The organism is Arenibacter algicola, from assembly GCF_018860365.1.
GTDB classification, from domain to species: domain Bacteria; phylum Bacteroidota; class Bacteroidia; order Flavobacteriales; family Flavobacteriaceae; genus Arenibacter; species Arenibacter algicola_B.
Genome location: NZ_JAHKPO010000001.1, coordinates 361,991 through 387,295 on the forward strand (window position 1 = coordinate 361,991; position 25,305 = coordinate 387,295).

The window sequence follows — 25,305 nt, forward strand, 5'->3', positions numbered from 1 at the left end:
GATTTTAAAAGGAATTTGTTAATTTGAAACCAAACCTCTCAATTAACCTCTTGAAAATCGAAACTTACCAAAAAAGCTTTTGGGCTTTCTTTTTGAATCGGTGCGTCTGAATTGTAGTCCTTCCTCTTGGGCAAATTCCTGAACCTTTTTCAACCATTTATTCCTTAAAACGGGCCAATCAAATTTTATGGTCGATTCTTCCGTGAGTATTACCCTATTACCTGAATTACTCCTATCGCCAGCTTTTGAGAAATCGCCAAGACATGTGGCATCCTTTTTTAAATCTTCAAGTGGCCTACCATTTTGGATATCAAAAATGGTTCTATCCCCTATCTTATTGAAAGTATCCTGTCTTTTCCTTAGCATACCGTAGTAAAAACCCAATGAGTTTTTTTCGGTTAAAAGGTAAAGGTCATAAAAATCCTTTTGATTACCTCTGTCAGCAGCTGCCAAAAGTTTAAGTGCTCCTATGTCATGATCGCTTATGAGTCTTATTCCATCAATAACACATGGTTCGTGCAGTAATTTCAGATTTTGGATGATATCAATCTTGATAACTTCTTTTTTCAAGAAGATTTCCAAATGCGATAGCTGTTCAGATCCAAAATTTTTTTTGTTTATGATGGTGTTTTCTTTGCCAAATTCATTTTCCAAGAAATGACAAATCTCAGAGAGATGGTCGGTGCCTACTATTTCTGTTGAAAACAAATCAATGTCCGTTGAGACCCTATGATTGTACTTTATGGCCAAGTTGGTCCCTCCACCAAGCAGGAATTTATCAAATAATTCATGATTCATAAGTTTTTGAATTACTCCATAAAGCAATTCAGAAACTCCTGTTTTATGCATACAAAGATAAGTTGGAAATGTATTTTTTGAACTGTTCAGGTTTTAATTGATATCGTTCGGCAATAAATTCAATATCCTCATTACCTCGAATCTCTGAACTTTGTAATGCAATCGCACTAATTTCGCTATTGGAATAAAGTTTTTCCAATTTCTCCAAATACTCAGAATTGTGCATGCTCCTAGATAAAACCCTTTGGATAATCAAATCACTATCCTTTTCCAAGGACAAATCATCCATGTTCATATCCCAAAACATTTCACGAGGAAAAATGTCAGAAAGATTATGCCCTAATGACTTATTACCTTTTAATATTTTAAAGAGGCTTATCATAATACAAATGTATTAAATTTTGTTGACAACTTATAATATCGCTAGTACATTAACAACTTATGGCTCAGTAAACTATAATCAAATAACGTTCCAATTTTTAATAAATTTTATAGCCCTACCACAATTACAGGTTGAAAATTTAAAGATCTCAATGACATTAGTAAATATTATAGTCATTTTGTCAAGAATGTCCTGCCTCCCATTTTATCTTTACTACAATTGGTCATCAAGAAACTGCAGTTTCTATTTTAAAGTCAAAAATTTCCTAACGTCCAAATGGATCTGCTCAAAGTTTGCCTTTATGGCGCCATCCCCGATTCGGAATTTAGGGTCCGGTAGACATTTGACAATATCAGGCTTTGGAAAGCGTACTTTTTTATCCTTACCATCAGCAAAGGCAATAAATTCCCCTTCTTTCAGCCTAAAGAATTCCTCCGCCCGGATCTTGCTTACCTCCCGCTCCCCTTTGGTGATCCTGGTATCAAAATTTAGAGTATTCTCCCCCTTGCTCACACTTTTGGTAGGGCGTTTCACTATTTCAAAAAAGCGTTCGTAATATCGGGCCGTATCGGGATCATTGGCCTTTCCAAAAAACTGATAGGATAGATTACCTAAAATGGCCCTACTGGCCTTATCTCCGTACATCATATCGTTCTGGACCTTGTCCTGGAGCACGTATATGGTGGCAATATCATAACTTCTCAATGTAGCCGGAATCCGGTGCATATTGAGCAAACGAATGGTAGGTGCCTCTTCCATAAGAACAAAGGAAGGCTGGCGGCCCCGAATTCCCATTTGTTTTGTAATGGTATGCATTATGGTGGCTATTACCGGCGAATAGGCGGTTTCAAATTTGGGATTGTTCACGATGGAAACTACGGATGGGTGTTCGGGGTTATTGATATCCAAGGGCACTTCATCGGCCGAAAGCGTCATAAAGATGCGTTGTGTACTGATTTTTTTAAGGGCATTGGCCAGGGTACCCATCACTCCGGCGGTCTGTCGTTCGGAATCCTTCCCAGAAATAAAGGCATCGGCCATGGCCTTAGCGGTATAATCGGAACTCAGAAAATGTATCAGGTTTTGGGTATCCAGGTACAGATAGGTAGCAATCAGATGTGGCAGGGTGCAATACTCCCCATGGCTTGTCTTCAATTTCCAGATCAACCCGCCCAACAGTCCTTCCACGGCATCATTGAAGAATTTGGATGAACCCATAGCTATGGATTCACGTTGCTCCAATAGGTTTTCCAAAAGCACTCTGGAAACCTCGTTGACACTTTCTTCGTCCGTCATGTACCTGGGCGCAATGGGATTCACCCGGCTATGGATATCGTCAAAGGAGATAATATGAAAAGGCATATCGGCCTTGCCGAAAAGAGGATAGGCCATTTCTGTAATCTCAAAATCCTTGTAATCATGGATGACCCCGGAAAATCGATATTGGCCAAAATGTTTTAGAAAACCATAGACCACACTTTCGGTCTTGCCACTGCCGGCCGAACCGATGATGGAGGCACCCCTTCGGATATTCCGAAGGACCAGGCTACCGTTCAAAAGATTGAACCGGACCCTAAAGATTTCCGAAATATTTGGAATCCCTATATTGTAATTGAAGCTTATAAAAAGTCCCAAATTGATTACTTGAAAAGGCAACAACCACCACAGCAAGACAATGGCAAAAACCTGCCGATCATGCAGGTAGTGGAGCACTGCTCCCAAGAGAATCAGGAGCATAATATTTGGGACAAAGGCGTACTTATAGTGTGCATAGGACAGATAAAACGCTGCCATCGCCAACCCATAGATTCCTATTGTAATAAGTACCATAACTTTCAATTTGGATTACTGATATGAACTTCTGCTCCTTTCTAGAATTCCTACATACCGATGGAACTGGAGGATTTGGCAATATCAATAGCCTTTTTAAATTGTTTAATCGCCTGCAGGGCAGCTTCCACCTTGTTCGTAGGAATATTCAATTTGGGAACGTGCACTCCAGCGGCACCCATTAGTTTAAAGGCCGCGCTCCTTTCGTTGGTAGGCAATCCCAGTAGATGTGCAAAATAGATTTTGGGATCCTGGACAAAGGCCTTACGCGCACTATAGGATTCCACATAATTTCGTTGGTAACTAAATAAGGTGTCGAACCTCTTTTCTGCCTTTTCATAAAATTGGTCGCGATTAAATCCCCGCTTTACCGTCCTGCCATTCAGGGTAGATTCGGATTCCCTGTATTTGCTGCCAGGGGAAAGACTATATCTATTGGTAACATCCTTTCTGCTTACTATAATATGGACATGGGTCTGCAGTCCCTGCTTTTTCATACCCTGCGTCACCACTTCTCCATCGATCCGGTGTGGGATTTGGGCATGGAGCCTGTCTATTTCCATTCTCATGGCCTTAACATTACCAGAAATCTCACCACGGTCCACCATACGGATTTCATTTTCCAATTTGGTGATCTTGGCCCGATATTCCTGGTTCACCTTGACTTCCCTGTCAAAACCTTTAAATGTGCGCTCATATTCAATCTTCGCATAATATTTGATAATGTCCACGGACACCGGGGTATCGCGATGAAAGGAAGCCGCATAATCCTTCATGACCTCGCGTACGTATTGCTTTAAAAGATTTGGATCATTGTTTATATGCTTCAGTTCCCGCTGACTGGGGTTGATGGTCAGGGCAAAGAATTTGGGTTCCTGTTTTTTCAATTTGGCAGTGTTGCCATCAATTTCTTTGACGACCTGTTCCGGGGCGATCCTGTCGTTGTGCTGATCAAAAAATTGTTCCTGTAGTTCAGGCTGTTTTCCTTCGTTCTCTTTTTCCAAATAAGCTACATAATCCGAGCAGCTCTGCGAAAAAGTGGTATCCAGATGTTGTTTGGTGATACTGATGTACATAATCCTATTGCTTTTCCATTTTTATCTTAAGTTTTTGAAATTCCTCCGGGGCCATATCCAATTGTAACCTGGGCTTTCCGAAGCTGCCCTTTACCAATTCTACCCTGTTAAGAAGGTTCAAAAAATCGGTTCTTAATTCTCCAAAATCCCGTTTTATATTGGTGTAATTCTTTTCCATGGCGATGGCCTCCTCCACCTTTTTAAGGAACCTATCCCTATCTGGATCGACCTCTTTACCAGCCATAAGCAAGGGGGCCTGCCCCTGTTTCTTTTGGGGCGAGTGTTCGAACAGGAGCTCCAACATGGCCGTGGTGGGTTTGGTCTGGTTTTTTTCGATATCCCGGATAATGGCAATTGCCGCTTCCGTCCTTTTTCTATTCTTTAAAACTTCCTTGCCAACACTCTTTTCAAATTTGTCCGAAGGCAAAAAACCGTGCCATTCAAAAAAATCAATCATCATCTCCATCGACTCCGAATAGGAGGTGGCAACTTTCTTCGAAAACCGTTTGAACCGCTGTGCGGTATTCCTTCTAAATCGTATCGTATAAAAATGGTCCATCCCTTAAAAATTCATATTGGGTCATTTTTTATCAATATTTTTAGTGATTTCCAACGCATTTGACCCAATGGCCCATTTGTATTAAAAAGCATAAGCTCTCCGAAAGCCTTTAAACAAAGGGCTTCAATAAAAACCAACCTATACAACGCCGCAACGCGTGTTGTCCTCTTGCTATTCCTTTTTGCGCGCCGGCGAAAAATTTACGCCTTAAGGCCCAATGTAGTCCACTGGGGCACAATCTGGTAAGGGATGGAAAATTTTAAGAAATTTTAAAGTTGAATTTTGAGGAATTTCCAATGGATTTGGAAAAATGGTGAGGATAATGAAAATCAATAATTAAAAAAAAGGCGGTACCAGCATCGGCCCGCCCTTTATTCAATTCAATATTCACTGGGGAGCATCAGGGTATCGTCCACAAAGTACAATCTTAGTTCGTCCAGCGGAAAGTCGGTCAAATGATATTTCTGGGTCTCAAAGACGAGCCCATTTCCATCACTGTAATCAATTTTGGCCTCATATCCCATCTTGTCCTTTTCCTCCTCGGTGAATTTTTTAAAATCGATGCTGATGAATCGGCTTTTGTCCAATAAACTTTTGGCGATAACGGAGGTATCCGTCACCAACCAAAAGCTGTTGGCGGCCTCGGCAAGGTATTTTATACCTTCCGTAAATTTTGTCTTGATCAACGGGAGTTGATAAAGTACTAACGAACCGTTAAAATATTGTAACCGTTCCTTTATTTGTATAGTTTTGAAGTTCATATTAGTTATCGTTAGGATTAATATTGAAAGCAATAAGAGGGCGTTGAATTTCGGGAACGCCCTCTTTGTTTTTTCCCTCATCTTGAAAGGGTATCCATTTAGGAACTGCTTCCAAGTAACAGGATTTCATCTATGACCACTTCGGTCACATAGCGTGTGGCACCCTCTTTGGTTTCATAGTTTCGGGTCTTCAATTTCCCTGAGATTCCCACCTCCTTGCCCTTGACGACATACTTCTCTACGATTTCAGCGGTTTTGCCCCAGGCCACAATGGTATGCCAGTCCGTATTCTGGACTTTCTCCCCATTGGCGTTTTTGTAGCGCTCATTGGTCGCCAATTGAAATTTGGCCACTTTTTTGCCACTTTCAAGATTCGTAATCGTCGGGTCGTCCCCGATGTTCCCGATCAGTTGTACATGGTTTCTAAATTTGCTCATAATTGAAAAGGATTATGTCCACCTTCCAGTGGACGGTTAATAATGGATTTAAATGATTTACTTATTATATCTCGAACGTTTTCCTTGCCTGCGGCAGGCAGGCCTTTTTGATACTTTTGTGCCGTTTCATTTTTAGGATCTGGATTCGATTTCATGATTTCCTGTTTTTGATTTACTTCCCATAGAGCTCTCACGTTACCTTTTTTAATGCCAGATCCCACACAACATTCGAACTTGGAAAGACGTATAAATAAGATCGCGCCATAGGCGTGACTGGTTTATGCCGTCGGACAAGGGAGAATGTTGTTTTTTCGCTAACTAAAAAAGGTCCGGGGGCTCGAATGGCGGTAGATCGTAAACGGCCCATGAAAGAATTCCACCGCCTTTGGAACGGCACAAAATGCATAAACGGAATTCCACTCGGGCAGTCGGCCAAGCGGACTTGAGCAAGGGTTTTATGGGCAGGGAGCTGAGGGTGTGCAGGACGGACCGTAAAACCCTTGCTCGTGTCCAAGACCCTCCCCAAGGCTTATTGCCAGAAATGGAATGTAGTGGCAATGTGCCGAGGGTGGCAGGCACCAATACCTTGAACTAGTTAAACTCTGGGATAAAAAGCCATCCGCTTCCTTCAAATATTCTTGAACTCCCCCCAGATCAAAGGATGTGTACTGGCCGCATGGATCCTACTTTTCAGGCCTGGATAGGTTTCCCATCGTGAATTCCCTTCTGGCCACATCCCTTTACGATCAAGCCCGCAGACGGTCAGCCTCCCCTTCATTTCCGGGGAAAGAAGCATATAATCCTTTTGCCTGATATTCACTCCCATGCGGTAGGCCCCCAATCTAAAATATCCCGCACCTTTGCCCAAATCCCTTTCCACACTGCAACCGGGATGTCTCGACACATCCGATAGATCGGTCTCCCTAAGTAGGGGGGTCAGGCAATCGCTATAGGACACATCGTTCAGGGTTCCACAAACCATGATCATTTGCTTTCCCGAAGCTTTCATTTGACCATAGATATCGGCTACCTTTCGTGCCTGAACTTTTCTTTTGTTGTCCTTATCCGAGGTAAACTGTGCGGAAAGGATATGAACCGATCGGCCTTTCGGAGCTATAATGGCATATTCCAGACAATCTACCTCAAAAATAGGATCCTGTCCGTCGGTCGGTTCCAATCCATGGCTTTTTAGGGTATCCAATCGGTAACCGTTTTTCGCCATGATAGCCATTCCCCGACCATGGCCATCGTTCCCTTCCAAATGCAGGACCTGATCATAGGGTTCCACATCAAATTCCTTTAAGAGTCCATGGTTAAAAGCCATCAAAGAGGCCCTATCCTCGACTTCTTGTAGGACAAGGACATCCGCATCCGTATCTGCAATGAGCCTGGCCTTGTTGAGGGTCGCATTATAGGGAATGGCGACGGTCTGCAGGGCCACCCATCCATTCCAATCCGTTAGTCGTGAGGCTTTGGGCTCATGTGCAGATCCATGCGGTTTTAGAAAGAGTTCCCCTTGTCTTTTTCTCAGGACCCCATAGGGCCTATGGTCGGTCTTTTCAAATCCCAATAAAAAAGTGAGCTCCCTGATACGGTCAATATCATGGGCGTTTTTCTGGATTCTGTGCATTAGGCCGTCCAGTTCCGATACCCAATCGGAGACACATTTGTTCAGCTTGGGCCGCATAAGGCTTTTGTCCCGATGATATACATTTTCGATGTTGAAGGTTGCGATTTTCATATTGGTCGATTTTAGATTCGTTTATCCTTGGTGTGCTTGTCAAAAGAGATCAGATTGAACATTTGGCGCATACGGCTACGGACGCGTTTTCCGTATCGCTCCTCCAATTCCTCAGCATTGAGATTGGTGGTTATGTGGGTAGGGATCTTGGATTGTTGGTAGAGTTCATGGCGGGAGACCAATACCTCCCCCATAACATTGCAATCGTCCCCATAGTATCTACCCATTGGTTCCACCCCCAGATCGTCAAAACAGTAGGACCGGCCGTTCCCATAATCCTCTATGATCTTGTATCCGATGTGGTTAAAGGCAAAGGTGACATTCCGGGCAGGGATTATATCGTAGGTCCTTTTATGGGGGACAAGGTGGCGTACCAACCGCATCATGCTCGTTTTTCCACATCCCACCGGCCCTGTCAACAATATACCTTTGGCCGTATCCATTTCCATTTGCCGACAACTCTCGAAATCCTTGACCATATAGCTGCAAAGCTTTAGGAAAGTACCCCTGTCCTCTGCGCGGACCTTAAAACCTTCCCCGAAGAGGGACCGACCCTTGGCTTCCAGATAGAGGAGCACTTTGGAAAAGTCGTAATCGATACGTTTTCCGTCAAAATTTCCCAGGCAGTATTCAATGCCTCCTTCCACCAAAATATGTGGCCGTAGATTTTGCATTTTATCACAAGGGTTCCCCATAATTTTTATTTGTTTCGATATCCAGATAATCTGCAGTCAGCTTTTTGTTGGACCTTCCAACAAGAGCACTTTCCTTTTTCAATTCCCTGGCCCGGAGCATCCAATTTCTCGCCGTGGCCATCCAGTCCTCTATCATGCACTTTCCACCTACCTTCCATCCTACCCCCTGATAGTGATTGTAGAATTTGACCCCCTCGCTAAGCGGCCACTTGTTCATTTTAAAAAACTCAATAACATCATGTTCATTTTTTGGCTTGCTCTCTCTAGAGAGTTTATTTAATGTTTTATTATGTTTGTTAATGTTTATATATGGTACCACCGCTGGTCCAGCACTGGTTTCGGGGTTGTCCAGGAGTTGTCCAGCAGTTGTCCCAAATATGGGCATCATGATACGGCTTCCCTTGAACCGGCTATGGGAGGGCAGATAGGAGATGTAGCCCCAATCGTTCAAATTGTTCAGGCAACGGTGGTAGGTGGTCCTGGATCCTATTTTGGCATGGGTCATGGTCTCCTCCCTATCCACTTGAAAACTCTCGGGAAACCTGTTTTGGTTCCAACATTGAAACAGTGCCATATAGAGGCTCACATGAGAGGGATTAAGCCTTGAATCCTTTGAAAATTGCTGAAATACCCCATTGAGGTGTTTTATATAGTTCATTACTTGTCTTTTGAATTGGTGACCATGTTATCCAAAAGAATCTTCTCAATTTGATCGGCCTCGTAAAAAATGAGCCCCCCTATTTTTGTAAAGGACAGGGTACCGTTGTGCCTAAATTTCTGCAAGGTGCCCGAGCTGATATTGAGCATATCCATGACCTGCGTACTCTTGAGCCACTCCTTTTTCATGACCATGGCCCGATTTTCATTGAACATTTCCCGGATCTCCTCGAGAAGTTCCAGTTTAAATTCCAATAAGTCTTCTGTGGTAATGATGGTTGCTGCCATTGTAAAACGGTTTTTATGGAAAGGGACCATCGCATTGCTGTCAACTAATTTGACGGCCCCTGTCCAGGTTTGGTCCACGAACTTTTTATTTTGACAAAAGGTGTTCGAGAACGTTCGACTTGATTTTCGTCCTACAAAATTGCAAAGGCATTTTGGTTAAAATTCCATAGCTATGATAGAGGTGGGAGATATTTTTTTGGAACTATTTTTTAGTGGAGTTTGTAGTGTTTTGACATATCAGACCCTCTCCAACCACCTTAAAAAGTGTCAAAATTTATGTTGAAGGGGTTAAAATGGAAATCCCCCACCTTGGGATAGAGGTGGGGGATTTTGGGTCAGTCGTCCAGGCCCTCCATCCTTTGTTGCAACATCTCGATGAGCCTGTCCAAAAACTTGGTCCTACCGGTCTTCCGGGACCTGATTTCGATAAAGGTGTGGTAGTAGTTGCCAAGGTCCACATTGTAGAAGTGTTCAAAATGGGCCGCCAGTTCCTTGATGTCCGCAGTACCGCTATTGATGCATTTAGTGGAGTGAAGGGCATAGAGGAGCTCTATCAGGTCCGTCTTGCTACCTGTCCAAAAAAGTTTTGAAGGTCGTTCCATAGGTTTGTCTTTTAAGTCGTCCATGTTGATGGTCAGCGTATCGATCTCCCTTTGCAGGTAAACAATGAGCATGTCATAGGCCATAATGGTGGCCACCGTACCGTCCTGACAGGTGGAGAACTGGTCGTCGATCATAAAATGAAAGGATTCCAGGGGCAGCCGCAGGTCCATGTTGCCCCGGACAAAATACTGTTCGTCCAGGGATATGGCCCCACGGCGGTAATAGTTATAGAATTCCAGATTGTCGTTAAAGAAGATCTGTAACTTTTCGATCTGGTTTTTCAGGTATTTGACCTGAGCGGCATTGCTGCCCCGCGGCCGTCTGCTCTCGATGTTGAACAGCCTGCCATAATAGATGAGCTTACTAAAAAACTGGGGTTTGATATGCTTAAAAAAATTGATCTCCTCCACTTGGGAGGCAAAGGCCTTCTTGCCGATTTGGGCCTGGAGCCGTTTGATGTAGCGTTCCACCATGGAAATACCGGACTCAGCCCTAAAGAGGATGTCCCCATTTCCGTTCTCCAGCTTATCGAGTTGCGTCTTGAATTCCGATACCAATCTTTGATACTTCATCCCTTCTAGGTTTAACCTACATGCTACATAGTGCCCAAAAGTTCCAGGACATAGTTGTCCGAGGCCTGTACAAAGGCATAGCGTTCACTGACCATTGCACCCAGTTTGCGTTTTTCAAAGGCAGCGGTCATCCCAAAATCGATTTCTTCAAAATCCAGGTCAATGGCCCTTTTAATGGTCTGGTACAATAATTGGCGATAGGTGTGATGGCTTTTTACATAGGTGTAATCCAGCCCCACATAGGCCGGGACATATGTTTTTCCTTGGTTTTTGTAACAGTACATTGCCCCGATGGGTTTTTGTGGGCTGCTTTTTAACCTAAGTACGATAAACTCCCAATGCGGGTTATCGGACATGTTCTTAAAGACCCGTTCCGGAAAGGAAAAGGTATTCAGACCAAGATTGTTCCGATGGACATTTCGGTACAGTTCGATCAGCTGTGGCAATTGTTCCTTAGGACAAGTGTTGAGGATATCCACTCGGAATTCCGGCTCCAAAGCTTGTATCTCCTTTCGGAAATGGCGACGGTTTCGGGCAGAAAGCCGGGAGATGTAGTTTTCAATATCTCCATGAGCTAAAAGATTTACCGAACATGAATCCGGCATTTGGATACGTACAAATCCCTGGTCCTTAAAAAATTCCCCCATTTTCTCATCCGGTCCAAAATCCCGAAGTACGGTCATTTTGGCCCCCAATTTATGTCCCAAGGTCTCCAGGGTCCACATCAGTATGTTCAGGGCCCTATCCTTCAATGGATGCTTCCGGTCCAGGTACAGGTGATTGCCCTCAGTGAAAAGGGACCCTAGGGACAGCGCCCGGGCAGTCAAATGATAGGGATCGTACTTTCTGATATTTTCCAAGGTTTTTGATATGCTTTCCTTGGCCAACATATCGTCCTTCCATAACCCTATGGTCATGAACGTGGCCAAAATCGGCTTGCCTTTGCGGTCCATTATTATCAAGTATCGAAACTCCCAATTGTGTTCCTTGAGGTCGTTCCCCTGAAAACTGTTCTCCAAATACAACAGTCCGTCCCAATCCATGGCTCCATGTGCCCCCATTAAATTGTTCCATATTTTCTTATCCACCTTGGCTATGGAATTTTCCAATAGGATGTCGAGATCACCATGGACGACTTTTGGTCCTGTTTTGGGGACGGCCATGGCAAAGGCATGGCATACCCTGCCAAGGTCGGTCCCGGTCTCCTCAAGGACCTTTGGATAATGGTGGGCCATGGCCCCTACCAAGGCAGCTATCTCCTCCCTTTGGTTATGTCTTGAAATAGTGATACGTACCCCTGTGTTCTTTACGGGAACGGCCGGAAACAATCCCAGATTGACATAGAATCCCTCTTCCATCAATCGGTTTACAAAACTGTAACCCGTTTTGGGCATTCCCGTACCAATAAAGAACACCGGGGATTCGTTTGGATCCACCAAGGGCAGATCCGTTTTGGACAGCAGGCCGTTGAAATATTGGATTCGGACCTTAAGTTCGTTCTGCAGGTGGTAGATCTCCGGGGAAAGATGGATGTCCGCCGAGGCCGAGGCAGCCGCGACGGATGCCGGTTCCAGTTGTGCCGAAAAGGTCAAGGGCCCTCCGAAAGTCTTTATCCTTTTGTACATTTTTTTATCCGGGCATACCAGTACCGCCCCGCTGGCCCCAAAGGTCTTGCTCAAGGTCCCGAACAACAGCATATTGCCGGGAAGTTCCTTTAACTGATCCATGACAAAACCGGTACCATGTCTCCCCGCCCAGCTCATGCCGTGTACGTCATCGATATAGAAATGCAATTGGGAATACTTCTCCGACAGGGCCATCAATTGATGAAGCGGTGCACTGTCCCCGTACATGGAGTATATACCATCTGCCATGTACCAGATACGTTTCCGCTTTCGTGCATGGTATTTTATTTTGTCCTCGAGCATATCCAGATGGTTGTGTCGGACCATGTCCACGGGAATACTCCGGTTATTTAACAACTTGCAGGCATTCTGAACGCTCCAGTGCACCTGGTGGTCCAGTATAACGGCATCCCTATCGTCCACTGCACTGGGAATGGCCCCCAAATGTCCTAAAGTGCTGTTCTTTGTGATGATGATCGGCTGCCCATACATTTTCCCTATTTTTTCTTCCAATTCCCTGTATAGGGGATGGGAGATATAGGATTTGGACAAGGGGAACTGAGTACCATACTTTTGGATGGCACCGACCGCGGCCGCTTTTAATCTGGGATCCTGTTCCAGTCCCAAATAGCCTGTGGTACCAAAATGGAATAGTGCCTGGCCCTTGACCCTTATGGTCCTTCCAGTAAAGTCTTCCCCTTCGGCATATAGGTGTAGTATACCCTGATGCGCGGCATCTGTTATCACCTCGTTGACGGTGTCCAAAAAATTGTTGTGTTTGATCCTTGCCATGGTCATTTTGTGTTTGGTTCCCTAAAATTTAATAGCATTTGTAGGATTTTATACTACTCCACACAAAATTAATCCCTCTCAGATAAGTTTTAATCCCTCTGAGATAAGAAAAACCCCCTTTATAAAGGTCATATAGAAGGAATTAAAATTCACAATTATTATATTTATGTAAATTTAGAATCACCTACCAGTTTTTTTAAAGGCCATGCAAAAGTATTTTCAAAACGATTTCACGCGGTACATGCTTGTGGACAATATTGTACAGATCATTTATAAAAAGGGGGCCGTAATCGACCTCCAAGCGTCAAAACGGATCGTCAGGGACCGGTTGATGTTCCAGGAGGAACGGGCCTATCCCATTCTCTGTGATATCCGGCAACTACGTAAGGTGGACAAAGCTGCCAGGGACTATCTGGCATTGGAAGGCTCCCAGTTGATAAAGGCATTGGCTTTTGTTATCGAACCTCCCGTGACCGATGTCATGACACGGTTCTACCTTATGACCAACCATCCCGATATCCCCACGGCCTCTTTTCGGGAAATTTCCAAGGCCTTGGCCTATTTGGGCAAGTTCCTTGGCCTTGTCTTTGCTACGGCCATATTTTAAACCATTTAATACCTAAGAAGTTAACCTATAAACAAACACCTATGCCCCCCTTAAGAACTGAACACAGAATGCAAGAGATCCAGCACATGCTCCTGGAAATGGCCGGAGGTAATTTCTTTTACCGCCTGGAGACCTCGGAGAGGAACGACAATGTGGAGGCCCTGGCCATAGTGCTAAACATGCTGGCCGAAGAGATCCAAGAATCCTTCTACCATCAGGGATATGTGAGTTCCAAGGGCACCACCGAGCATTTGGTGCAGATGTGCTTTTTACTTGACGGGAACGGTATGGTTCAAATGGCCAACCAAAAGGCCTGTACCATTCTTTCCAAATTGCACGGCAATATTGTCCAAAAACCATTTTCGGACCTGTTGACGGATGCTTCCAAAACCGATTGGATCCAGAAATGGAGGACCCTTTGTAAAAAGAGCTTCTATGATATGGCAATCCCCCTTAGTTTTTTGACCAATGAAGATCTGGTCGTCCCCAACCGCTGCCATATCACGTCCATCAGATCCGAAGCGGACGGTTCCCACAACGTTCTGATCACCGTGGTACATACCGTTACGGGCAGGACCTATGCCAAGGAAAGGAGCCAAATTGCCATTAATACGGACCCCAATAGCACAATTTCCAAAAAGAAAGGAACCAAGCCAAAGGTAAAACTGAGTTATGAGGACATCCGCAAGATAAGGGAGGGACGGGACATGATCCTAAACAACCTGCAGATGGACCTCCCCAACCTTAAGGACCTGGCCCACCAATTGGGTACCAATGAGTTCAAATTGAAATATGGTTTTAAGGAACTTTATGGTACCACCGTATTCAAATATCTGGTACAGGAAAGGTTGCGAAAGGCCAAGACCTTGGTCCAATATACCCGGCTGAACTTCAAGTCCATTGCCAAGATGGTCGGTTTCAAAAGCGTTCCCCATTTCAGCAGGACGTTCAGTGAGCAGTACGGATATTCCCCTAAAATTTTCAGGAAAAAGGCCGATATGGGAGAGATATAATACATAAATCCCTCTGGGATAAGTATTTATCCCTTACAAGCAATTTTAACTCCCGAACTTTACCATATCAATACAAATGATATGAAAGGGTATCTAAAATATAGGGAGACAATTTTAATGGTCATAAGCTTGATGTTCATTGTCCTATTTGCTTATACCGGACTCACCAAACTCTTGGTTCACAATTTATTCTATGACAGTATCCTAAATTCGCCCGTTCTCGGGGGCAGGACCATGGCGACCCTGGCCTCTTGGACCTTACCGCTATCGGAACTGGCCGTTGCCCTTCTTTTGATTTGGAAAAAAACCAGATTGATAGGTTTTTATGGGGTATTGGGCCTAATGCTGCTATTTACGGGCTATACCGTGGCCATTGTATTTTTTGCCCCCTATAGGCCCTGTTCCTGTGGGGGCATTATCTCCCTCTTGTCCTGGGAACAGCATTTGGTCCTCAATGCGATATTGCTCCTATTGGCCCTACTGGCCATATGGTTTTCACGAAAACATAAAGGGATACCCTGGAAGAAGGCCCGTAAAGGTCCATAAATGGCCATGGGACCACAAATAAAAAGTAAAATGATGAAGATATTTTGTTGCGCAACAAGAGCAGGGGGGAAGACCGAAAACCTGTACAAGAGAGTAGGCACCTATTGTTAATTTAAATCTAAGTATTATGAAAACTAAATTTTTATTGCCCGTATTGGCAATCATTTTTGCCGTAGGAATGTCGTTTACAACTGTAAATGCGTCTTTGGACACCGAAGCATGGATCGATCTAGGTGATGGCACACCATTTGAGATCAATACCATCCCTTGTGAAGGTACAGGAAATGATTGCCAGGTAATCGTACAAAGCCTTGCGAACCCAGGACCTTATACGCTCTATAAGGATATTGAATTGCAAGACCCATACGATGCAAATACTCCCACACCGTATACCATTACGGATTAGGGTAGTTGAACAAGCCCCGTACTCTTTTACAGGTACGGGGCTTAATTTTAACCATACCCAGGATAACTATTCAATATAAACTTCCTTTTCCGCGCCTTTTAATATGAATTCGGAACAATAATCCCCATCTAGGATTTTTTGGGCACTTGTCAATATATCTTCTGGTGTCAACGATCGTACATATCTTTCAACCTCTTCCGGGGAAACGAACGGTTCCCCAAAACGGTAAGTTCTATATAATTTTTCCTGCATTTTTTTAGCACTACTTTCTACCCTTTGGGCACTGTATTTGTTATAATAGGTTTCCGCTACATATTGGAAAGTGGCATCGTCCAATTTTTGATTCTTTATAGTATTGATTATTTTATGTATATCCCTCATTATCAATTCGGTATCTTTCACGGAACACTCCAGATCTATCGAAATAACATTCCATCCAATAGACGCATAATACCATTGATGGGCCCTTGCGGAAAATACGTCCCGTTTGTTTACATAGCGCAATCCATCAAGTTTGGCACTTAATGCCCACGCTAATAATTCGAATCCGATCCTTTCTCTCTTATCCAACTTTTCCTCTTCGGGATATATGTATTTGATCCTGATCTTGGTATTTTCAGAGGACAGGCCCGATAGCCCGGATCTAATTTCGGAAAAATGGTGTACTTCATGTTTCCAGGCCGGTTCCATTTGTTTGTCCGGCACTTTTAGATTGGGCAGATTGCCCAAATATTTTCGGATCAAAGGTAAAATCCTCTTTTCTTCGTAATTTCCACTGATCAAAAAAGTAAAATCCCGTGCATTGCCGAATATTTGGGAATAGGCCTTGTACGCATTGTCCAGATCGGTTTTTCCTATCCCCTTATAATGTTTTGTACCCCCCAGTGGACGGAAGATAATGCTATCATTGGAAACCTTATCCATAAATTCATTGAGCATATCCGTATACATCAACGACTCGGCGGATTGTTTATGATATCGGTCCCTTTGTCTTTCTTGCCAGTCCTTAAAGGCCAAGGAATCCTTTCGTGGTACCGTAAAATACAAGTAGATGAGTTGCATCAACTTTTCAAAGTCCTGTAGGTTGGATTCCCCTTTGATCCCGCTTTCGGCATATTCCATATAGGGCATTACCGACAAGGGGATACTGGTTTTTTGCAAATACTTGTTCAATTGGAAATTATTCAATTCGCCTACACCGGAATTTCTTACGATTGAAGGGGCATTGGTACTTGAATAAAATTCCTCTCTTGAAAATGAAGAAGTCCCCTTTAAACTAAAGCCGTGTACCTTGATATTATCCTTAAAACTGCCTTTATGCAATACCACTTTGGCCCCGTTGTCAAGTAAGATTTCCTTGACCCCTAATTTATGGTCCTCCTTTTCTTCATATCCTACCGGCACAAGCCCATCCACTTCTTCGGCATCCATCAACGAGGCTACTTCGGCCTGTCTGGAAACCTCCAAAACGGGTCCCTGGTTTATCCCTAAGATCCATTCCCGGACCTCCCCTTCCGACAATTCCAGAACTTCACTGCCTTTTGGGGCAATCACTGCAATATCCTGTGGTATATCGGGGATAGACCTGGACAATATCCCATTTATGTCCGAAAGGGAAAGGTCCCCTAACCAATTTTGCAATATCAGGTTTTTGTCTTTCGGCAATGGTCTCTCCAGAACAAAATGGTCCCTGATCTGATCCAACCAATATGGTATTGCACCGGTATCGTTTTCAAGGTTTTTAAACGCTGTCCCTTTCATATTCTCCCACTCCGTTCCGTTAATACCCCTTACTTTGATATGCCGTAGCACTTTTGCAATAAATTCTATCGATTCCCTCACTTTTCCTTCCCTGGTATCCCATTTCATCTCAATGGCCGGAAATTCATCGGAAGGGTCGTAAAAGCTTCTTAGGCGATAGGAAGTGTTGCCCAAATCCTGGGACGCTTGATCCGTTCTCATATTGATTACCTCACTTAATAAGGCCATAGCCAAGGCTGACCGGTTGCTGTCCAAAGTAGGCAGTACGGCCCCATTGTCCCGTAAGAAGGAATGGATCTGGACCTTATTTTCCATATCTCCCATGGACCAATTTAATGGATCTTCCAGTACAATAAATTGATTCTGGCGCTTTAGATATTCTTTGGCACAATCCACTTTGGCCCTTGCCCCTTTGACCGCCCTTAAGTCCGAAAAGCTTTTACGGATCTGTTTTTCCAGGGCATCCAGATCCTGTACGTCCCCAACGATCATAATGGCCGACAGGTCCGGCCGATACCAATCCCTATAGAAACGCACCAGTTTTTCCCTATCAAAAGTCTGGACGTACCTATCATAATCATCGGGATGGATAGGGTTTTTAGAACACTCCGATATGCCCTTTGAGATTTTCCTATCCAAATAACGTCCCCTACCATTTCGAAAAAGATATTCCTGAAAAAAAGGTCCCCGCTCCCCATCAACTTCCTCTTTTCTAAATTCCATTTTTCCACTGATGATATCGTGGAACCACAAAAGGCCATTTGTAAGTGCCGTTGGGTTTTGGGCCGGAACATCGAACCAATAGTTCGTAAAGTTTCCAGCGGTCAAAGCAAAGACATCTCCCTGTTTCATTACCATAGATGATAAAATGTCGAAGTTCGCTCCTATATTGGTAAAGTTCTGCGTCCTTACAAAGGCCATATGTTCCGTAAAATGGGCCAATTGCCATTGATCCGGGTCTTCCTGAAACGTTCCTACCTTCACATAAAGGCGCATGGACAACTTTGCTCCTGAATTAGGGATAGGTTTTATATAATATTGAAATCCGTTGGCCAATTGACCATGACGTATCCCTGGGTCCAAAGATGCCATATTGCTTTCCATATCACTCCCGACCTGTCCCCATAGCACATTACAATTTTGCAATATCCATACGACCATCAGGATTCTTATAATTCTTTTCATCCTAAATAATTTGTATCATGAATTTTAGTATCCTGTATTTTGATCCAGATTGGGGTTTTTCAACCTTTCGTCCTCCGGTATGGGATAAAGTACTGCGGTAGGGTCCCAATTGTCCTTAGTCACCCCCAACACCTCTGTCGCGATCCCATTTCTTTTTAGGTCCAGCCAACGGTGTCCCCACTCCGCGAACAGTTCGTACCTTCTTTCCTTTAGTACAATTTCCATGAGGTCCGAAGCGTTTAAATTTGGGGCCGTATCCGCCAATAGTGAAATCCCGGCCCTTTGTCTCAGAACGTCCAGATCGGCAATGGCATCCCGAAGATTGCCCAATTTAATGTTGGCCTCGGCACGGATTAGGTACTGTTCCGCCAAGCGTAGGACCATGGAATATTCCGTGATATCGCCTCCCGAATTATCATAACGGACCTTATATTTAAAGGGATAATAATAGGTTTCATCGGGACCGCTACCATCAAACCGGCCTACCCAATTGGTATGGCGCCTATCCCCTACCTCCCAAGAATCCATCAAATTATCCGAGAGTCCGATGGCCGTGTTGGTCAAAGAGGTCTTGATAAAAATATTGCCTTCCTCGGTATGGGTCAGGCTATTGCCCCTTCCCAGCGGGGAAATTTGCCATATGGCCTCCTTGCTATTGGCAAGAAAAACCTGGTCCAGATCGTCCAATATCCCAAATGTGGAAGTTTGGGCAATTATTTCGCTGCTCAATGTTTTGGCATTTTCCCAGTTCCCTTGAAATAGATGTACCCTGGCCAATAAGGCCTTGGCCACAAAGGTATTGGCATGGGTTCTTTCACCATCTGCATATCCAACTTCCAATAATTCTATGGCATCGTTCAGGTCCAGAACAATTTGACCGTATATTGTTTCGGTATCGGACCCTGATGCCAAGGAATTGACCTTATAATCCGTACCGAGTATCAATGGTACTTCACCATAAAGATTCACCAGATAGAAAAAACAGAACGCACGCACGAATTTGGCCTCGCCGACCAATCGTTGCTGAACGGCCCCACTTAAAGTCCCTGAATTTGAAACCCCTTCCAGAATTGAATTTGCCATATAGACGACATTGTACATGCTGGACCAGAGCACCTGATTATAGCTGTTGGCTATCAAAATTTGGTTCCCATGGTATTCCAAGTATTCCTTGGAGGAGGTCGTTATTTTAAAATCATCCGACGATAATCCGGACAGCAGGGTCACGGACCTTCCCCCTCCGGAAGAAAAATCCGCCCTGAACAACTGGTTGTATACCCCCTGCATGGCCGACATTGCACTTTGGTCGTCCCCAAAAACCGATTCGCTTACGATCATATGGTCGGGGACATCCACATCCACGAATTTCTCGCAAGAAATTAAGAGCATGGTAAAATACGCAATGGCAATAATACCCGATTTTGAAAATAGTGTCTTCATAGTTCTTGTTTTTAGAATTGTAACTGGACTCCAAGGGTTATACTTCTTAAGGCAGGTAACTGGGTAGAACCGGGCCTTTGAGGGTCCAGGCCCTTATAGCCCGTTATCGTAAAAAGGTTCTGTGCATGTACATAGATCTGGCATGCACTCACATGGGCCCCTTGCAATATCGAGCTGGGCAGGGCATAGCCCATGGAAAGGGTCTTTAATCTAATGAACGATGCATCCACATAATTAAAGTCGCTGTTCTGCATATTGAGATAGGCAATATAGGCAGGGAAGGCCTGTGAGGCCATTTGGACGTTCGTTTGCTGGTGCTCGGCCCGCCAAACATTGTTCAGGCCCTGGGGTATATTGCTGTTTCTCCCCGGAGGGGTACTGGGTTGCCTAATACCATCTTGTTCTACGAATTCCAGCAAAAAGTTCAATGAGAGTCCTTTATAGTTGAATTCGTTGTTTATACCTCCAAAATATTTTCTGTTCTGATCCCGGATGACCGTACGATCTCCATTGTCCAACCTGCCATCTTCATTGACGTCCACCACCCGATATAGCCCTGTTTCGGGATCAATACCATCATAATTGTACAGAAGGGCAATATTTAAAGGATGGCCTATTCTATAGAGATTGGCATAGGATGACTGTTCCAGGTCGGGATAATCGACCAATTCGTTATTTGGATATGAAATATTAAGGGATGTTCGCCACCTAAAATATTTGGTATTAAAATTAAGGGTAGATGCCTCTATTTCCAGTCCTTTATTCTGTACGGTTGCTGGAAGATTGGCCTGAACAGTGGTAAAACCCGTTATTGAAGGAAGTTGGTAGCCCACCAATTGGCTGGAAGAGCGGTTGCGGTACCAGCTGAGACCAAAATTGATCCTGTCCCTAAAGAATCCGAGCTCCAGAGCGGCTTCCAATTTCTTGTTGGATTCCCATGAATAATCGGGGTTGGTGAGCTGGGTAGGGTATAGTCCCCCTGGCCCACGGGTAACCTCATAAGCATCCAAATACCTGTAATTTCCGATCTGGTCGCTCCCGGTAAGGCCATAACTGGCACGAATTTTTCCAAAGGACAGCAAAGACCGGTCCTTGTCGACATGGTTATTTTCCGAAAAGATCCAGGCCGCCCCGACGGCACCAAAGTTGGCAAATCTTTTATCCTTTCCGAAACGTGAGGAACCATCCCTTCTTCCCGTAAGATTTATAAAATATTTTCTTTTCCAATTATATCCTATCCGTCCAAAGATGGCATTGTACCTATACAGGGTATTCTCATTGGTGCCCACGGTGACCGCATCGGCTGCGGCCAGGTTGCCTATCAATTGCTCGTTGGAGTACCCCGTTCCGGTCATCCTGATGATATTATCATTGTTCTGTTGGAAGGTTGTACCTAAAAGGGCATCTAAATTTCCTAATGCGGAGGAGCCCTGGTATATGATCTGGGGTTCTATGATCCACGATTTCCTTTTGGTGAGGGAATGAAGGGAGCTATGCGTTGCCCTGTCCCAATTTGCAGGATCATAAGCGCTTATAGGCCGTCTCAACTTCTCCCCACTGTCCAAAAAGGTATATCCCATATTGGTCCTCAAGGTAATTGCCTTACCGATCTTATAGGATATCCCAACATTGGAGATCAGGTTATTGGCCTGGGCACGGCTATCCATCTTAAGAATTCCCAAAGGGTTCGTCCACGTGGAATCTTCCCAGTTGAGGCTGCCATCATCATTATATAGTGAGGGGGCATTGGGCGGCAGGCTCAGGGCCTGTGATACAAAGGAAGAACCGTTGAAAAGCCGGTTATCGTCCAATCCATAGTTTAACGTCAGGTTCAATCTGAACTTGGCATCCTTGGAATAGTGGTCAAGATTGAAGTTCGCCGTTACCTTGTTGTATTTGGAACTTCCCGGAAACACGGTCCCTTCCGTATGATAGGAACCCCCGAACCGAAAAGAAGTATTTTTATTGCCGCCCGTTACCCCTATGTTCAGATCCGTTACCGTAGCGGTTCCCCCGTACAGTTCCTTTTGCCAGTCGGTATACCGGTCTTGGTCCCATACTACCAGATCTACCGCGTTGAATGTTGTAGGTGCCACATTATCATTTTCAAAAGCTTCCCTTCTAAGGGAAAGGTACTGTTCCGTATCTAGGAGGTCCAACCGATTTGAGGCCCTGCTAAGACCGGAATAAAGACGGACATCCATTTGGGTTTTCCCTTCAGATCCCCTGCCGGTTTTTGTACTGATAAGGATTACCCCATTGGCCCCACGGGAGCCATAAATGGCCGTGGCGTCCGCATCTTTTAGCACCTCTATACTTTCTATATTGGCCAGGTTCAAGGTATTTAACGGGTCCAGCCCCGTAGAATTGGTCAATCCGCTATAACTATGTATGGGAGCAGCATTTATGGGTACTCCGTCCACAATATAAAGGGGCAGGTTGCCATTGTCCTCGCTACCGTTCCTTAAACTGTTCTGTCCCCGTATCCGTATTCTGGGCGCGGTACCTGGCACTCCATTGGGCTGTACCACCTCTATCCCTGCCATGCGGCCCTGCAGGGCTTCTAACGGACTAATAATAGGCTGTAGCTCTATTTCCGCGGCGGTGACCCTACTGATGCTCCCGGTGCGCTCCTTTTCCTTTACGGTGTAGTAACCGGCATTGACCTCTACTTCCTGCAGTTCGGTGACTTCGGACTGCATTTCTACTTCCAAGGTACTCCTGCCCAAAACTGGCAGTTCCCTGGTATGGTAGCCCAGATAAGAATAGACCAGGGTGTCATTATTATCTGCCAAAAGGGAGTATTCCCCGTTCTGGTCCGTAAAGGTGCCTGTGTTGCTTCCCTTGATAAGCACATGCACTCCTGGCATGGGTCCGTAGGGGTCCGTAACGGTGCCGGAAATTTGCTGTTGTTGGGTTAATATTATAGTAGAAACCTTAAAACAATGCCCATGGGGGAAATGGGCAAAGTAAGGTGGGGGAACAAGAAAGCAAATATATAGTAAACATAGGCGCATAAAGCCCCTGTACCCAAGATTATTTTTCATAATTTTGAAGATTAGATGAAACTTAGTTTTATTTAGTTAAGGCCTTCCAAACTTGTCGGTCAAACAGGGTTTGGGAGGCTATTTTTTGTAAATGTTCTATGTCATAGGCAATAAGGATCTAGTGGTTGGTATTGCTGCTTTGTGTGCAAGATTATGGTTGCCGATTGGGTATACCTTACCTGGCTCACTGTTATGGCTTCCCTCCTAGCCTGTCAACAATGCTATATTATAGCACAGCTGAGGCAGCAAAGAGTTGGCCTTAAATGATGTTAGGCTGCTTTGTCGTTATTTGGCCGGATGCCAAAAAATGTGTGGATCGTGGATTATGGGATAAAAAGATTTTCGGGTTCCGGAAAAAGGGTACAACACAAATCCCATAATAATGCAAAACCTATATTGGGTTCTTGGGCTTTTTGGTAAAGAGAATATCGTACACGGTATGCTGCAAAAGAATGGTAAGGTGCCCAGAGGCGGTTTTACCAATTAAGTTACATAAGCTGTGTTTCATAGCTCTTTTAGCCTTTAAGTTATTGCTTGCAAAACTTCTAAATAAAACAACGCTCGGCATAAAGTTGATTAATACTCACTTTAAGGTCCTAGAACTGGTTTAGCACACTCTGATAAGAAAACCCATGCCCCGGGTCATGGGCATCTTGCTTATCATCCCGTGCATTTAGTTACCAGTTTTTAGACCGGGAATCCAAGCGACTACTTCTAGACTAATTCAAACAAAGAAGAATCGCAAACATATGTTAATGAGACAAATATAACTAAAAATAATTATACAATACAAATATGTATCGAATAAAAAGTTCTATTATTTCAAAATTTACTTAATGAATGAGAACCCTAAGGATTTATTGGAATTATTAAATATCCAGATTGGGTGTGTTATAAAAATTAATAGACTTAGGCAGGGTATTTCGCAACATGACTTATCCTTAGTTCTAGATTTTAATCCCACTGCAATTGGTAGAATCGAAAGAGCGGAGGTAATCAGTGGATGGGATAGAATTTACATTTTGAGTCAAGAGTTAAGGATTCCCTTTTCGGATTTGTTTGTACTTCTATCTGAAAGTGATTTGCTTTTAATTGTTGATGAAATAATAAGTCTAGAGCAGAAATTAAATGATGAAAAGAAAGAATTTTATCGAACTCTCATATCTAAAATCAAAATTAAATTCACTAGATTACAAGACCTTAGATAAAACCAATATTTGTAGCAGTATCTCAGAAAACGAAAAATTGTCGAATCTAGAGTCGTCTGCAAAATGGGGAAGGCTACAATTGTGACCACAGTTATTTTTTTTCTTCAATTAATTCTTTGAACTCTATTTTGTCCTCTTTTACATTTTGTTCGGATTCGACTGGAATATATATCAATTCCTCTTTAAATTCAGGTTCCAAGTTGACCGTTAAATTATCCGATTTGTCAAAATCTCTGGCGAAAAACACCCAAGAAATATTCATAGAGGTTTGTTCAAAATGAGGTATGAAGAAAATTTTAAAAGTTCTACCTGACTTTTGAATAAGTGGCTCTTTGGTTGCTGGTTCGAAATGAAAGCTATTAGTTTTTTTGTCGTCAAATAGTGTACGATTGTCATACATCATTTTTTTAATTTCATTGCTTAACCATATACTCACATTAAATCCGTCACTAATTTTCTTTGGGTTCTCAAGTTTTAGTTTTAAATACCAATCTTCTAAAACAACACTACCTGTATTTTTAACCGTTAACTCCAATTCACACCAACTTCTGTTTATTTCGTTTGACTCAAACATCGTTGGTATTTTCGGTAATATTATTCGGTAATCGTTATTTGCAATATTTATTTTATTAACTCTATATCGAGTAATCTTTTTTAAAAACTGTGGCTTAACCAATATTTCACTTTCTCCTGTATCAAAAGAAACCTTAACATCATATTTATCTCTGTAGTTATTTATTCCTAAATACCAGTTTGAGGTCTCCCTATTTTCTTCAATTAAATCAACAATATCTTCCCAACAATAAAGCAGAATTTCGAATGAGCCATTTTTCTGGTTCTCGATGTCTTTGATTCTAACAAATTTTTCAATTTTCGAATCTTTGTTGGTTGAAGAAGCAATGATAAAAACAGCTAAATTTGGTTCAAAAGTTTTAGCTTTTTCAATTTCTTTCGCAATCTCAGATTCCGTTAGTTTTGCATTGGTGTAATCATCTTTACCTTTAGCTTGAATTCCCCAATATTGGTTTTCTCCTTTTGGTTTTCCATATACATCCACTCCAGCTTGTTCTTGTCCTAAGCGCCCATTCTTTTTAATCTTATTAGGAATTTCCCAAATCTCTCCCCAAAGCTTTTTGCAAAGTGATTCAAAATCTTGCCAATTTTCCGGTTTTCCAATGGTTTTCTTCATTTAGTTCAAATAATGCATAACGGTTTAGCTATGCGTAGTCCGAAGGCAAGGAAACTTTTCGTTTCCGTCTACACACAAAGTTAAAGC

24 protein-coding genes are annotated in these 25,305 nt (G+C 43.5%); 6 read left to right on the plus strand and 18 right to left on the minus strand.

Annotation, left to right across the window (positions count from 1 at the left end; all coding sequences use genetic code 11):
• Nucleotides 1-42: 42 nt before the first annotated feature.
• From KO529_RS01575 to KO529_RS01610, 8 genes are all read right to left on the minus strand, one after another.
• Nucleotides 43-849, minus strand: coding sequence for a nucleotidyl transferase AbiEii/AbiGii toxin family protein (locus KO529_RS01575; RefSeq protein WP_215946169.1), 807 nt, complete (start codon nt 847-849; stop codon nt 43-45).
• A complete protein-coding gene (locus KO529_RS01580) occupies nt 842-1,180 on the minus strand; it encodes a DUF6922 domain-containing protein (protein WP_215946170.1) in 339 nt (112 codons plus the stop codon). Before KO529_RS01580 ends, KO529_RS01575 begins: the two co-directional genes overlap by 8 nt.
• 243 nt (nt 1,181-1,423) lie before the next feature.
• On the minus strand, nt 1,424-3,010 hold the full coding sequence (locus KO529_RS01585; protein ID WP_215946171.1) for a type IV secretory system conjugative DNA transfer family protein: 1,587 nt from the start codon (nt 3,008-3,010) through the stop codon (nt 1,424-1,426).
• Nucleotides 3,011-3,060: 50 nt separating this feature from the next.
• Complete coding sequence (gene mobB / locus KO529_RS01590; RefSeq protein ID WP_215946172.1) at nt 3,061-4,086, minus strand: MobB family relaxase; 1,026 nt, start codon at nt 4,084-4,086, stop codon at nt 3,061-3,063.
• Nucleotides 4,087-4,090: 4 nt separating this feature from the next.
• Nucleotides 4,091-4,645, minus strand: coding sequence for a BfmA/BtgA family mobilization protein (locus tag KO529_RS01595; RefSeq protein ID WP_215946173.1), 555 nt, complete (start codon nt 4,643-4,645; stop codon nt 4,091-4,093).
• Between the two features lie 380 nt (nt 4,646-5,025).
• Nucleotides 5,026-5,406, minus strand: a complete 381-nt coding sequence (locus tag KO529_RS01600) for a DUF6876 family protein (protein ID WP_215946174.1) — start codon at nt 5,404-5,406, stop codon at nt 5,026-5,028.
• A gap of 98 nt (nt 5,407-5,504) precedes the next feature.
• Nucleotides 5,505-5,843 carry a single-stranded DNA-binding protein gene (locus tag KO529_RS01605; RefSeq protein WP_215946175.1) on the minus strand — a complete coding sequence of 113 codons (339 nt, stop codon included), beginning with the start codon at nt 5,841-5,843 and terminating at the stop codon, nt 5,505-5,507.
• Nucleotides 5,840-5,998 (minus strand): hypothetical protein, encoded by a 159-nt coding sequence (locus KO529_RS01610; RefSeq protein WP_215946176.1) that lies wholly within the window; start codon nt 5,996-5,998, stop codon nt 5,840-5,842. Before KO529_RS01610 ends, KO529_RS01605 begins: the two co-directional genes overlap by 4 nt.
• A 245-nt stretch (nt 5,999-6,243) precedes the next feature.
• Between KO529_RS01610 and KO529_RS01615 the strand changes: the two genes are divergently transcribed.
• Nucleotides 6,244-6,438, plus strand: coding sequence for a hypothetical protein (locus tag KO529_RS01615; RefSeq protein ID WP_215946177.1), 195 nt, complete (start codon nt 6,244-6,246; stop codon nt 6,436-6,438).
• Between the two features lie 33 nt (nt 6,439-6,471).
• On the opposite strand, the gene KO529_RS01620 is transcribed toward KO529_RS01615, so the two are convergent.
• The 6 genes from KO529_RS01620 to KO529_RS01645 all read right to left on the minus strand — a co-directional run bounded on the left by KO529_RS01620 (nt 6,472) and on the right by KO529_RS01645 (nt 12,816).
• Nucleotides 6,472-7,584: an endonuclease/exonuclease/phosphatase family protein gene (locus tag KO529_RS01620; protein WP_215946178.1), complete on the minus strand. Its 1,113-nt coding sequence runs from the start codon at nt 7,582-7,584 to the stop codon at nt 6,472-6,474.
• 11 nt (nt 7,585-7,595) lie between these two features.
• The gene (locus KO529_RS01625; RefSeq protein ID WP_215946212.1) at nt 7,596-8,258 is read right to left on the minus strand and encodes an ATPase; all 663 of its coding nucleotides are present in this window, start codon (nt 8,256-8,258) and stop codon (nt 7,596-7,598) included.
• Nucleotides 8,259-8,262: 4 nt separating this feature from the next.
• A complete protein-coding gene (locus tag KO529_RS01630; protein WP_215946179.1) occupies nt 8,263-8,937 on the minus strand; it encodes a hypothetical protein in 675 nt (224 codons plus the stop codon).
• Nucleotides 8,937-9,224, minus strand: a complete 288-nt coding sequence (locus tag KO529_RS01635) for a helix-turn-helix domain-containing protein (protein ID WP_215946180.1) — start codon at nt 9,222-9,224, stop codon at nt 8,937-8,939. Before KO529_RS01635 ends, KO529_RS01630 begins: the two co-directional genes overlap by 1 nt.
• A gap of 335 nt (nt 9,225-9,559) precedes the next feature.
• Nucleotides 9,560-10,399 carry an RteC domain-containing protein gene (locus KO529_RS01640; RefSeq protein ID WP_215946181.1) on the minus strand — a complete coding sequence of 280 codons (840 nt, stop codon included), beginning with the start codon at nt 10,397-10,399 and terminating at the stop codon, nt 9,560-9,562.
• Between the two features lie 23 nt (nt 10,400-10,422).
• Nucleotides 10,423-12,816 (minus strand): bifunctional aminotransferase class I/II-fold pyridoxal phosphate-dependent enzyme/GNAT family N-acetyltransferase, encoded by a 2,394-nt coding sequence (locus KO529_RS01645; protein WP_215946182.1) that lies wholly within the window; start codon nt 12,814-12,816, stop codon nt 10,423-10,425.
• Between the two features lie 205 nt (nt 12,817-13,021).
• Between KO529_RS01645 and KO529_RS01650 the strand changes: the two genes are divergently transcribed.
• From KO529_RS01650 to KO529_RS01665, 4 genes are all read left to right on the plus strand, one after another.
• Nucleotides 13,022-13,423, plus strand: coding sequence for a DUF7793 family protein (locus tag KO529_RS01650; RefSeq protein WP_215946183.1), 402 nt, complete (start codon nt 13,022-13,024; stop codon nt 13,421-13,423).
• A gap of 41 nt (nt 13,424-13,464) precedes the next feature.
• Nucleotides 13,465-14,436 carry a helix-turn-helix domain-containing protein gene (locus KO529_RS01655; RefSeq protein ID WP_215946184.1) on the plus strand — a complete coding sequence of 324 codons (972 nt, stop codon included), beginning with the start codon at nt 13,465-13,467 and terminating at the stop codon, nt 14,434-14,436.
• 81 nt (nt 14,437-14,517) lie between these two features.
• Nucleotides 14,518-14,982 carry a MauE/DoxX family redox-associated membrane protein gene (locus KO529_RS01660; protein WP_215946185.1) on the plus strand — a complete coding sequence of 155 codons (465 nt, stop codon included), beginning with the start codon at nt 14,518-14,520 and terminating at the stop codon, nt 14,980-14,982.
• 127 nt (nt 14,983-15,109) lie between these two features.
• The gene (locus KO529_RS01665) at nt 15,110-15,388 is read left to right on the plus strand and encodes a DUF6520 family protein (protein WP_215946186.1); all 279 of its coding nucleotides are present in this window, start codon (nt 15,110-15,112) and stop codon (nt 15,386-15,388) included.
• A 66-nt stretch (nt 15,389-15,454) separates the two neighbouring features.
• On the opposite strand, the gene KO529_RS01670 is transcribed toward KO529_RS01665, so the two are convergent.
• The 3 genes from KO529_RS01670 to KO529_RS01680 are packed head-to-tail and all read right to left on the minus strand — an operon-like array spanning nt 15,455 to nt 22,821.
• On the minus strand, nt 15,455-18,334 hold the full coding sequence (locus KO529_RS01670; protein WP_215946187.1) for a M16 family metallopeptidase: 2,880 nt from the start codon (nt 18,332-18,334) through the stop codon (nt 15,455-15,457).
• A 24-nt stretch (nt 18,335-18,358) separates the two neighbouring features.
• The gene (locus KO529_RS01675) at nt 18,359-19,774 is read right to left on the minus strand and encodes a RagB/SusD family nutrient uptake outer membrane protein (protein ID WP_215946188.1); all 1,416 of its coding nucleotides are present in this window, start codon (nt 19,772-19,774) and stop codon (nt 18,359-18,361) included.
• Nucleotides 19,775-19,785: 11 nt separating this feature from the next.
• The gene (locus tag KO529_RS01680; protein ID WP_215946189.1) at nt 19,786-22,821 is read right to left on the minus strand and encodes a SusC/RagA family TonB-linked outer membrane protein; all 3,036 of its coding nucleotides are present in this window, start codon (nt 22,819-22,821) and stop codon (nt 19,786-19,788) included.
• An 836-nt stretch (nt 22,822-23,657) separates the two neighbouring features.
• Between KO529_RS01680 and KO529_RS01685 the strand changes: the two genes are divergently transcribed.
• Nucleotides 23,658-24,029, plus strand: a complete 372-nt coding sequence (locus KO529_RS01685) for a helix-turn-helix domain-containing protein (protein WP_215946190.1) — start codon at nt 23,658-23,660, stop codon at nt 24,027-24,029.
• Nucleotides 24,030-24,120: 91 nt separating this feature from the next.
• Here KO529_RS01685 and KO529_RS01690 read toward each other — a convergent pair whose 3' ends face one another.
• Entirely contained in the window at nt 24,121-25,218 is a 1,098-nt protein-coding gene (locus KO529_RS01690; protein WP_215946191.1) for a hypothetical protein, read from the minus strand.
• Nucleotides 25,219-25,305 lie beyond the last annotated feature (87 nt).

Bases quoted from the DNA above. Each gene is read 5' to 3' on its own strand.
- KO529_RS01575 (WP_215946169.1), bottom strand. From the start codon at position 849: ATGCATAAAACAGGAGTTTCTGAATTGCTTTATGGAGTAATTCAAAAA.
- mobB (WP_215946172.1), bottom strand. From the start codon at position 4,086: ATGTACATCAGTATCACCAAACAACATCTGGATACCACTTTTTCGCAG.
- KO529_RS01655 (WP_215946184.1), top strand. From the start codon at position 13,465: ATGCCCCCCTTAAGAACTGAACACAGAATGCAAGAGATCCAGCACATG.
- KO529_RS01670 (WP_215946187.1), bottom strand. From the start codon at position 18,334: ATGAAAAGAATTATAAGAATCCTGATGGTCGTATGGATATTGCAAAAT.
- KO529_RS01685 (WP_215946190.1), top strand. From the start codon at position 23,658: ATGAATGAGAACCCTAAGGATTTATTGGAATTATTAAATATCCAGATT.
- KO529_RS01625 (WP_215946212.1), bottom strand. From the start codon at position 8,258: ATGCAAAATCTACGGCCACATATTTTGGTGGAAGGAGGCATTGAATAC.
- KO529_RS01610 (WP_215946176.1), bottom strand. From the start codon at position 5,998: ATGAAATCGAATCCAGATCCTAAAAATGAAACGGCACAAAAGTATCAA.
- KO529_RS01645 (WP_215946182.1), bottom strand. From the start codon at position 12,816: ATGGCAAGGATCAAACACAACAATTTTTTGGACACCGTCAACGAGGTG.
- KO529_RS01615 (WP_215946177.1), top strand. From the start codon at position 6,244: ATGCATAAACGGAATTCCACTCGGGCAGTCGGCCAAGCGGACTTGAGC.
- KO529_RS01600 (WP_215946174.1), bottom strand. From the start codon at position 5,406: ATGAACTTCAAAACTATACAAATAAAGGAACGGTTACAATATTTTAAC.
- KO529_RS01585 (WP_215946171.1), bottom strand. From the start codon at position 3,010: ATGGTACTTATTACAATAGGAATCTATGGGTTGGCGATGGCAGCGTTT.
- KO529_RS01580 (WP_215946170.1), bottom strand. From the start codon at position 1,180: ATGATAAGCCTCTTTAAAATATTAAAAGGTAATAAGTCATTAGGGCAT.
- KO529_RS01690 (WP_215946191.1), bottom strand. From the start codon at position 25,218: ATGAAGAAAACCATTGGAAAACCGGAAAATTGGCAAGATTTTGAATCA.
- KO529_RS01650 (WP_215946183.1), top strand. From the start codon at position 13,022: ATGCAAAAGTATTTTCAAAACGATTTCACGCGGTACATGCTTGTGGAC.
- KO529_RS01675 (WP_215946188.1), bottom strand. From the start codon at position 19,774: ATGAAGACACTATTTTCAAAATCGGGTATTATTGCCATTGCGTATTTT.
- KO529_RS01660 (WP_215946185.1), top strand. From the start codon at position 14,518: ATGAAAGGGTATCTAAAATATAGGGAGACAATTTTAATGGTCATAAGC.
- KO529_RS01635 (WP_215946180.1), bottom strand. From the start codon at position 9,224: ATGGCAGCAACCATCATTACCACAGAAGACTTATTGGAATTTAAACTG.
- KO529_RS01620 (WP_215946178.1), bottom strand. From the start codon at position 7,584: ATGAAAATCGCAACCTTCAACATCGAAAATGTATATCATCGGGACAAA.
- KO529_RS01640 (WP_215946181.1), bottom strand. From the start codon at position 10,399: ATGAAGTATCAAAGATTGGTATCGGAATTCAAGACGCAACTCGATAAG.
- KO529_RS01665 (WP_215946186.1), top strand. From the start codon at position 15,110: ATGAAAACTAAATTTTTATTGCCCGTATTGGCAATCATTTTTGCCGTA.
- KO529_RS01595 (WP_215946173.1), bottom strand. From the start codon at position 4,645: ATGGACCATTTTTATACGATACGATTTAGAAGGAATACCGCACAGCGG.
- KO529_RS01605 (WP_215946175.1), bottom strand. From the start codon at position 5,843: ATGAGCAAATTTAGAAACCATGTACAACTGATCGGGAACATCGGGGAC.
- KO529_RS01680 (WP_215946189.1), bottom strand. From the start codon at position 22,821: ATGAAAAATAATCTTGGGTACAGGGGCTTTATGCGCCTATGTTTACTA.
- KO529_RS01630 (WP_215946179.1), bottom strand. From the start codon at position 8,937: ATGAACTATATAAAACACCTCAATGGGGTATTTCAGCAATTTTCAAAG.